We start from the raw sequence: 7,347 nt of genomic DNA, 5'->3' as shown, positions 1-7,347 counted from the left end.
TGCGCCTGGCCGGTGACGCCCTCGACAGGTGCCGGCGCCGGGTCCAACTCGCGATCCACGGGCACCGTGGGTTCAGGGACGACCCGCTCTACAAGTCGCGGCGCACGCTGCACACCGGCGCGGACAGGGCGCGGCAGGTGCCCGGATCCGAGCGGAAGGTTACTCGTGGATACGTACGACTATCGGGAAAACGACGACGCGGTCGCCGCCACCGGACAACTACGCAGAACGCGACGCACGCGCGAAGATCGAACGACGTGAGCACGAACCGGTCACCGAGGGGGAGACGGCCGAGGTACTCGACTACCGGGGCTACGGCGTCTTCGAGGAGATCTACGACCGTGAGTTGACTCGGTTGGCCGCGGTCGGCATCGCCGATCCCGAGGTGGCCTTGACCGGTGGCAACTGCTACGCCCTCACTGGCGAACTGCATGCACCCGACGGCCGGTCGATCTACCTCCTCACCACCACCAACGGCGAACCGGCGCTGACCACTGACACAGCGATCACGCTCTGGACTGTCGGTCTGTACGACACCGAGGGCGACTCCGTCGCCCTGGCAATGGGCGAGGCCAGCGTCGAAGCACTCGGCGACACGGTCGATGCACTCGGCCGCGCGGTCACCCGTGCCCGTACGGCGCTGCACCAGTACGCCGGTGGTGCACCGGCCGGGAAGACCGCCCTCATCGGGGACCGGGGCTTGAGTTGGATCCCCGAATAGCCAGAAGTGCTGTCGAGTCGTGCGGCCGCTGGCGGGCCGGGGTCGGTGCCGGCGGATGCGGCGGCCCGCGGCCGCAGCTGGGCTCTGACCTGCGGTGGAAGATTGCCGCTGGGTGATCCGGCCCGCCTATCGAACTAGTGTTCGAGTACACTCGATCGCGAAGACGGATCGGGTTCACGGAGGGCAAGCATGAGCGAACTGCCCCTGACACGTGCAGCGGCCGCGCCCAGTAAGGCGGAAACGCTCGAACAGCTGCGCCGGAAGATGGCGTCGATACCGGCCCGATCCGACGGGGGAGAGCCAGCCATGTCTGCGGTCATGCTCCGGTCCATCGCCGAGCCGACACCGATCGTTGCCAGCGCTCAAACCGCGCTACGAACGCTGCCCGTGCCTTCGCCGATCGCGGAGCTCCTCCCGCGCGGAGGGCTCGCGCGCGGCACCGTTGCCAGCGTTTCCGGGGCGGCGTCGCTGCTGGTGGGGCTTCTCGCGTCGGTCACCGCGGGCGGTTCCCATGCAGCAGTGATCGGAATGCCGGATTTGAGCCTGCTCGCCGCGGTTGAGCAAGGCGCGGACCTCTCCAAGATTGCGCTGGTGCCCGAACCGAAAGGCTCCGCGGTCGAGGTCGCGGCGATTCTCCTCGACGGGGTCGACCTCGTCGTACTCGGACTGTCCGGAGCAGCCGTCACGCCGTCGAGGGCGCGGGCGGTCGTGGCCAGGGCCCGATCGAAGGGTGCGGTCTTGCTGGTCAGCGAGGGGCGCTGGGACGGGGTGGATCTGCGCCTCGAGTCGCAGGTCGCCGGATACTCCGGTCTCGGCGAAGGCCATGGCCGCGTCACTGGTGTGCAGCTCGACGTTGCGGCCGCCGGCAAGGGATTTCAACGGCGCACACTCCGCACTGAGATTCGCAGCGATTCCGGTTCGGTGGCCTGGCGAACGGTCCCCGAGGTGCACGCCACCGGCGCCGCTCCGCTGCGGGCTGCGCTGTGATGAACACCGACGACTGGACCGAGCGATGGCCGGAGCACCCAGTCATCAGGACTTTCGATCCGCCGCGGGCAGTCCAGGTGGACATCGGCAAGGCGTTGCCGCTCGGCCGTGGGGGAGCGGCACGCGCTGATTACGTCAGCATGCGGGTGAAGAGTTCGTCGGTGTATCTGTCGGGTGTGCGGCCGGCGCTGCAGACGCATTGGTTTCAAATTCACGACGGGCAGTGGTTAGCTGCTATCACCGTGTATGTCACCGACGCTGCGGGCAGGAACAGCCTCGAACTCGACATGATCGTTACCGCCGACGCGATCAGCGAACCGCCTTCCCCTAGCCAATGACGCCCGTCGACCGGGAGTCGGCGCACCGCGCTAGTAGTTGACGGCCCGAGCGACGAAGTACGCGACCGACTCGCTTTGGTCGTTCGGCATCGCGCTACTGACCCACACGAAGAGCAGCGCCTCACGGTTCACGTAGACGTACGGACTGTCGATAAAGCCAGAGTTCTTGAACTTGTTGAATGTCAGGTCGAGCTCATCTTCGCTCGTGAACTGCAGGATCAGTCCGTGCTCGGCCGGAACCCTACGGAGAGAGAACTGGTAGACCGTCGACGCCAGGTCGCTCAAGTCACCGGATTCGATTGCCTCGCAGCCGTTGTGGGCGGCCACTCCTGAGCCCTCGAACTGCAGGCAGATTGCCGCCGGGTCATCAACTGTTGGTGCTTCTTCTTCCGAGCATCCCGTGCTCAGCAACCCAACGAGAGCAAGTGCGACGGACACCGCGACCTGGCGACGGCGCGGGCCGGTGAACAGACTGGTTGGGGTAGGAACCGAATACGCCGGAAAGGGGCCACGGCCCGCTGTAGGTGCTGGTCAGGCGGGATGAGGGACTACGTGGGCGCGGCCCGCAGGTAGGCGTAGACGGTTTCGCGGCTGATCCTGAATTCCTTGGCTAGCACGGTCTTTGCTTCCCCGCTGGCGGCGCGGTCGACCAGGGCGAGCACCTGGTCGGGGTTGAGGGACTTCTTGCGGCCCTTGTACACCCCGCGATCCTTCGCCTTGGCAATGCCTTCGGCCTGGCGTTCCCGGATCAGCGCGCGCTCGAATTCGGCGAACGCGCCCATCACCGACAGCAGCAGGTTCGCCATCGGTGAATCGTCGCCGGTGAACGTGAGCTGCTCGGTGATGAACTCGACCCGTACGCCCTTGTCGGTCAGGCTGCGCACGATTCGCCGCAGGTCGTCGAGGTTGCGGGCGAGTCGGTCCATCGAATGCACGAGTACGGTGTCGCCGGCGCGGACGAATCGGAGCAGTTCGTCGAGCTGGGGGCGGGCGACGTCCTTGCCCGAGGCTTGGTCGGTGAACTCGCGATCGACCTGGATGCCATTGAGCTGGCGGTCGGTGTGTTGGTCGACAGCGCTGACCCGGATGTACCCGACGCGCATCACCAACTCCTTCGGACGGACGAACATGTCAGGTTGGAATCTATGACCCTGACTAACAGGTGCCAATCAATACGCGATCAGACTCTTTTCTGACGCAGTTCTCTGGCGGGTTCGGCGTGGTGTTGGGGTGCACCCCAACCCGACACACCGGGCGGACCGCCGGACGTACCGGTCGCCGCATAGCCTCCCCCAATTTGTTTCGCTCTCCCACACACCCCAGGCAGCCTCCAGGATCGACCACAACCGGCGCAACGACCACCCCGATAGGGAAGACCGACCCGGCGGTACCCGTCCCGGTCGACAACCGCAGGGAGCTACCGCCCCGACCCCGGGGTCGCAAACGAAAAGACGTGTTTGCAGCATCCCCGGACAAGGCACGGTCCAGACGCACCCAGCCGACGGGACGCCCACCACCTCCACACCCGCCCTTGCAGGCACCCTGCAAACCTGCAAAACGACCCGCAACTTGCAAACGCCCCCCGTCGGACCTAGGAGTTCGTCGTAGATACTGCGGCGCGGGGCCGGCTTTTTCGCGCTGAGTGCGACGAGGTTCGCCGTGGTTGCGACGAACTATGGATGCCGGCGAGCCGCCAGGGCAGTAATGGCTGCTATCGCGACCACAGGTGCACACCGGCGGGGCGGAGGCGTTCGGGGGTCTCGCCTTAATTGTGCACCGTGCACTACTGCTCCTATGAAGTTCGTCATCGCAGCCAATGTATTGCGCAGTAGCCCGCCGTAGTGTTCCAAGTCACATACATCCATCTACTGCACAGGAGTGCACATGGCACCGGCTTACCTCCCTTGGCTGCTGGCTGAGCCGTTCGGGTCTGCACCCGCGATCCGAGACGACCTCCGCGAGTTCTCATTCGAGCAACTCGACGCGAGGGTGGCCGCCGTTGCCGCCCAGTTCGCCGGACGAGATGTGGGTCGTGGCGACGTTGTGGCCGTGATGCTGCCCAACCGCAGCGAGCTTGTCGTCGCCATCTTTGCCGCCTGGCGCCTTGGCGCCGCCGTGACTCCGGTCAACCCAAATTTCACCGAACAGGAGGCCACCCATCAGATCGCCGATGCCGGCGCCACGCTGGTCGTGAACGCCGGTCCCGGCGCCCCCACCGGCGGCAAGCCAACAATCGCCGTGGACGACCTCGCCGAACATTCCACCGGGGAGGTGCCTGCACCGGTCGAACTCGCAGACAGCGACATGGCCCTGGTGATCTACACGAGCGGCTCCACAGGCCGACCCAAGGGCGTCATGATCACACATGGCAACGCCGATGCCATGACGGCTTCGATCGTCGAGGTGATGGCGCTCACCACCAGTGACCACTGCCTTCTCATCCTCCCGCTGTTCCACGCAAATGCGCTCATGGTGAGCCTCCTCGCGTCCCTGCGCGTGGGCGCCCAACTGACCGTGGTGGGCAAGTTTTCTCCAGACACCTTCTTCCACGCCGTCGAGAAGCACCGCCCCTCCTACTTCTCGGGCGTCCCCACCATCTTCGCGCTCCTGGTGACCAAGGCCGCCGAACGCGACACCGACCTGTCCTCGCTGCGCTTCGCCATCTGCGGCGCCGCCCCCGCCACCCGCGAACTGCTCCAGGCCTCCGAGGAGATGCTCGGAGCCCCGCTGCTGGAGGGCTACGGCCTCACCGAAGCCACCTGCGCATCCGCCATCAACCCCCTCGTCGGCCTCCGCAAGATCGGCACGGTCGGCCCATCCCTTCCCGGTCAAAGCATCCGGGTGGTCGACGACGAGCTGCGCGACGTGCCCACCGGCGAGACCGGCGAGGTGCTGATCACCGGACCCGTCGTGATGGCCGGCTACCTCGGGAACCCCGAGGCTACCGAGAAGACCATCGTCGACGGCTGGGTCCGCACCGGCGACGTGGGCGTGCTCGACTCTGACGGCTACCTGACCCTGGTGGACCGCATCAAGGACATGATCATCCGCGGGGGAGAGAACCTCTACCCCAAGGAGATCGAGAACGCGATCGGCAGTCTGCCCGGTGTGCTCGAAGTGGCCGTGATCGGCAGACCTGACGACGTGATGGGAGAAGTGCCTGTCGCGTTTGTGGTCCCGTACCCGGACGCCTCACTGACTCCCGAGACCGTGATCGAGCACTGTCGCAACCTGCTCACACGGGTCAAGGTGCCCGTCGCCGTGGACATCGTGACCGAACTCCCCAAGAACCCCGTGGGGAAGATCGACAAGCCCGGACTGCGCAAGGCGCTCGTCGGCTGACCTCGCGCGAGGGCGAGGCCACTCCGTCGTCGTACGACCTCCCCGTGTCCCTTCCGTCCCTTCTTTTCTCATATCGACAGTCGACGATCGTCGATTTTCGTTTCTTCGTGCCCAAACGCACCACTCAACTCGCCCCAGGAGGAGTCATGGGTTTTCGCCAAGCCGACGTTCCCGACGTGGACCCGGCAGAATTTGAAAAGATACCGACCATGGAGCGGATGAAGCTGCTCTGCCTGCACTGGGTGGACTATGGCTTCGGCGCCCCCAAGATCATGCACTCGTTGTACCTGGTCAAGGGCCTGTTCTTCATCATCGCCGGCTGGCTTCTCATCGGCCTCACCACTCCCGGCTTGCCGCTGCTCGACCTGGGCGCCTGGTGGGGCGAGATGATCGTCCTACAGAAGTCCATGCTGTGGGTGGTGCTCTGGTCTGCCACCGGCTTCAACGAATCGTGGGGCCCGCTGGCGTTCAAGTTCACACCCAACACTGCCGGGTACCGCTACTGGATCCGCACCGGTACCCTGCGGCTCCCGCCCTGGCCCGGCAAGATCCCGCTGACCGGCGGTGACGAGCGCAAGGCCATCGACGTGTGGCTGTACCTCGGGATGCTCGCCTCCCTCGTCGCGGGCCTGGTGTTGCCCGGCCAGCAGACCGCCGCCGCCTACAGTGAGCCCGGCCTCCTGCCGATGTGGCCCTTCATCGCCTTTATCGCCTTTCAGCTGTTCATGGGACTGCGGGACAAGGTTGCCTTCCTGGCCTCCCGCCCCGAGCAGTACTCCGTGATGCTGCTCGCCTTTGGTGTCCTGACCAACTACGCCGCCGGGCACGTGGACATGATCGTGGTAGCCAAGATCGCGATCTTCGCCGTCTGGTGGGGCGCGTTCCTGTCCAAGATCGGGCATCACTTCACGCCCACCGTGCAGACTATGCTCACCAATTCGCCGATCAACAAGTCCAAGACCCTGCGACGCGCGCTCTACCGCAACGTGCCCGAGGACTTGCTGCCCTCCCGTCTCGCCTGGTTCTGCGCACACGTCCTCGGCACGGTCGTCGAGTTCCTGGTGCCGATAGTCCTGCTCTTCACCACCAACTGGGTGGTGGCAGTGCTCGCCGCAGCGTTCATGACGTGCTTCCATGCCTTCATCTACTCGATGTTCGCCGTGGCCATGCCGCAGGAATGGAACCTCTACTTCGGCTTCCTCTCCCCGTTCGTGTTCCTCGGCTTCTTCGCCGGCGACGGCTACGCCGTGTGGGACGCGAGCAATCCCTGGATCGTGGTGGCGGCCGCGGTCTTGACCCTCACCCTGCCGATCGTAGGCAACTTCCGACCCGACCTGATCTCGTTCCTGCTGTCCATGCGTCAGTACGCCGGCAACTGGTCGTCCGCCACCATGGCGTTCCGGAACAACGGCTGCGAGGCCAAGCTGGATAGCCCCGACTTCATCACCGAGATCACCTCGCACAAGCACCAGCTGTCCAGCCTGTTCGGGCCTGAAGCCGCCGAGATCTTCCTCCAGAAGACCGCCGCCTTCCGGCTCTTGAATTCTCAAGGACGGGGCCATATGTCGCTGATGATGGATCACCTCGACGACCTGGACAATTACCGGTTTCGCGAGGGCGAGATGATGTGCACGTTCTTCGTGGGCTGGCAGTTCGGCGACGGGCACCTGTTCAACCCCTTCACCATCGCCGCCATCCAGAAGCGGTGCCACTTCGAGCCCGGCGAGTTCATCACCGTCTGGACCGAGTCGCAGCCACTGCACAAGAAAACCCTCGAGTACAAGGTGATCGACGCGTCGCTCGGTGTGGTCGAGACCGGCTACTACGTGGTGAAGGACGCGCTCGCAGAGCAGCCGTGGCTGCCCAACGGGCCGATCAACTACACCGTCACCTGGCGCGATCCCGACTATGTTCCCGCAGGGGCCAGTAGGGATCCCATACCAGAGGTGGCAGGCTGAA

Annotated in this window: 7 protein-coding genes; 5 read left to right on the top strand and 2 right to left on the bottom strand. The window is 65.2% G+C overall.

Annotated elements, in window-relative coordinates; translation table 11 throughout:
- Window positions 1–28 precede the first annotated feature (28 nt).
- The 3 genes from ATN37_RS01675 (at window position 29) to ATN37_RS01665 (ending at window position 2,046) form a co-directional block, all read left to right on the top strand.
- Window positions 29–721 (top strand): hypothetical protein, encoded by a 693-nt coding sequence (locus ATN37_RS01675; protein WP_253741095.1) that lies wholly within the window; start codon window positions 29–31, stop codon window positions 719–721.
- A 189-nt stretch (window positions 722–910) separates the two neighbouring features.
- Window positions 911–1,708, top strand: coding sequence for a hypothetical protein (locus ATN37_RS01670; RefSeq protein ID WP_058036831.1), 798 nt, complete (start codon window positions 911–913; stop codon window positions 1,706–1,708).
- Window positions 1,708–2,046, top strand: coding sequence for a hypothetical protein (locus ATN37_RS01665; protein ID WP_253741089.1), 339 nt, complete (start codon window positions 1,708–1,710; stop codon window positions 2,044–2,046). Before ATN37_RS01670 ends, ATN37_RS01665 begins: the two co-directional genes overlap by 1 nt.
- A 30-nt stretch (window positions 2,047–2,076) precedes the next feature.
- Here the strand turns inward: ATN37_RS01665 and ATN37_RS01660 are convergent, their stop codons facing one another.
- Window positions 2,077–2,484, bottom strand: a complete 408-nt coding sequence (locus tag ATN37_RS01660; RefSeq protein ID WP_058036833.1) for a hypothetical protein — start codon at window positions 2,482–2,484, stop codon at window positions 2,077–2,079.
- 110 nt (window positions 2,485–2,594) lie between these two features.
- Window positions 2,595–3,149: a recombinase family protein gene (locus ATN37_RS01655; protein WP_058036849.1), complete on the bottom strand. Its 555-nt coding sequence runs from the start codon at window positions 3,147–3,149 to the stop codon at window positions 2,595–2,597.
- 781 nt (window positions 3,150–3,930) lie between these two features.
- On the opposite strand from ATN37_RS01655, the gene ATN37_RS01650 reads away from it, so the two are divergent.
- Window positions 3,931–5,388 carry a class I adenylate-forming enzyme family protein gene (locus tag ATN37_RS01650; RefSeq protein WP_058036834.1) on the top strand — a complete coding sequence of 486 codons (1,458 nt, stop codon included), beginning with the start codon at window positions 3,931–3,933 and terminating at the stop codon, window positions 5,386–5,388.
- A gap of 146 nt (window positions 5,389–5,534) precedes the next feature.
- Window positions 5,535–7,346 carry a DUF3556 domain-containing protein gene (locus tag ATN37_RS01645; protein ID WP_058036850.1) on the top strand — a complete coding sequence of 604 codons (1,812 nt, stop codon included), beginning with the start codon at window positions 5,535–5,537 and terminating at the stop codon, window positions 7,344–7,346.
- Window position 7,347: the final 1 nt, after the last annotated feature.

It is taken from the genome of Rhodococcus sp. MH15, from assembly GCF_019266045.1.
Classification (GTDB): domain Bacteria; phylum Actinomycetota; class Actinomycetes; order Mycobacteriales; family Mycobacteriaceae; genus Rhodococcus_F; species Rhodococcus_F qingshengii.
The sequence above is the reverse complement of the archived record's forward strand: the minus strand, read 5'-3'. Positions and strand labels throughout refer to the sequence as shown.